Below are 1,179 nucleotides of genomic sequence, written 5' to 3'. Positions count from 1 at the left end.
GCGGCGTCGCCCGGACCGCGGCCGGCCCGCTGACGTGCGGCACCTGCGCGACGACCCCCGCGAGTCGCTCCCCTGTTCCGGCGAGCGTGAGGACGTGGCCGCCCGAGAACGACGTGCCCCACGCGATGACCCGGTCCGGGTCGACGCCGGTCAGTGACCGGGTGAAGGCCAGCGCGGACCGCCAGTCGTCGAGCTGACGGCCGATGTCGAGGAGCTGACGGGGCTGCCCGTCGCTGGCGCCGAAGTGCCGGTAGTCGAAGACCACGACGACGAAGCCGGCGTCGCGGAAACGCTCGGCGTACGCGGGCAGTCGGAGGTCGCGGATACACCCGAGGCCGTGCGCCATGACGATGGCCGGTGCGGTTGTCCCGCCGGGGTCCGACGAGGTCTCCGGGCGGTACACCCACGCCTCGCACCCGGTCCCGCCGGAGAGGAAGGTCGCGTCGTCCCGGCCCTGGTCCGCGTCTGCTGACGGCATCGACTGTCAGTCTTCTCGTGTCGGCGGTGTGGGGTCGGAGGCGACCCTGCGCAGCCCAGCCATGAACATCGCGTCGGTGCCGTGGCGGTGCGGCCAGAGCTGCACCCACGGTCCGTCTCCGAGGCCCTCGGTGGCGGCCCCGTCGATCCCCTCGAGGATCTCGCGTACGTCGAGGAGTTCGACATCGTCGCGCCTGTTCGCCTCACGGATCATAGACACCGTCTCGGACAGGTGGGGGGAACACGTCGCGTAGAGCACCACGCCCCCGGGCCGCACGAGACGCAGTGCGGATTCCAGCAGCTCCCGCTGGAGCACCACCAGTCCCGGGATGTCGGCGGCGGTCTTTCGCCACCGGGCCTCGGGACGACGCCGGAGGGCGCCGAGACCCGAACACGGTGCGTCGAGGAGGACTCGATCGAACCCCGGTTCCAGACCGGGATCCCGGCCGTCCGCGGTGAGGACGGTCACCGGAAGGTCCCGGGTGGCCTCCCGCACGAGGTCGGCACGGTGTTCGGAGACCTCCACACCGGTCACCGTCGCGCCCTCGATCTCCGCCAACGCGCCCAGCATGACGGCCTTGCCCCCGGGTCCGGCGCACAGATCCAACCACCGGCCGCCGTCCTCGCCGACGAGCGGTGCACGGGACGCGGCGATCGCGACGACCTGACTGCCCTCGTCCTGCACCGTGGCGAGCCGGTCGC

General features: G+C 72.4%; 2 protein-coding genes. Both read right to left on the bottom strand.

All coding sequences use genetic code 11. The features are described from left to right. A partial coding sequence (locus G6021_RS08170; RefSeq protein WP_182641034.1) for an alpha/beta fold hydrolase occupies nt 1-478 on the bottom strand: 478 nt, incomplete at its 3' end. A gap of 6 nt (nt 479-484) precedes the next feature. Beyond that, on the bottom strand, nt 485-1,179 hold a 695-nt coding region (locus G6021_RS08165), incomplete at its 5' end, for an RsmB/NOP family class I SAM-dependent RNA methyltransferase (protein ID WP_182641033.1).

This window comes from Dietzia sp. CW19 (assembly GCF_014145265.1).
GTDB lineage: Bacteria > Actinomycetota > Actinomycetes > Mycobacteriales > Mycobacteriaceae > Dietzia > Dietzia natronolimnaea.
Note: the sequence above shows the minus strand (reverse complement) of the source record. Positions and strands in the feature narration are given on the sequence as shown.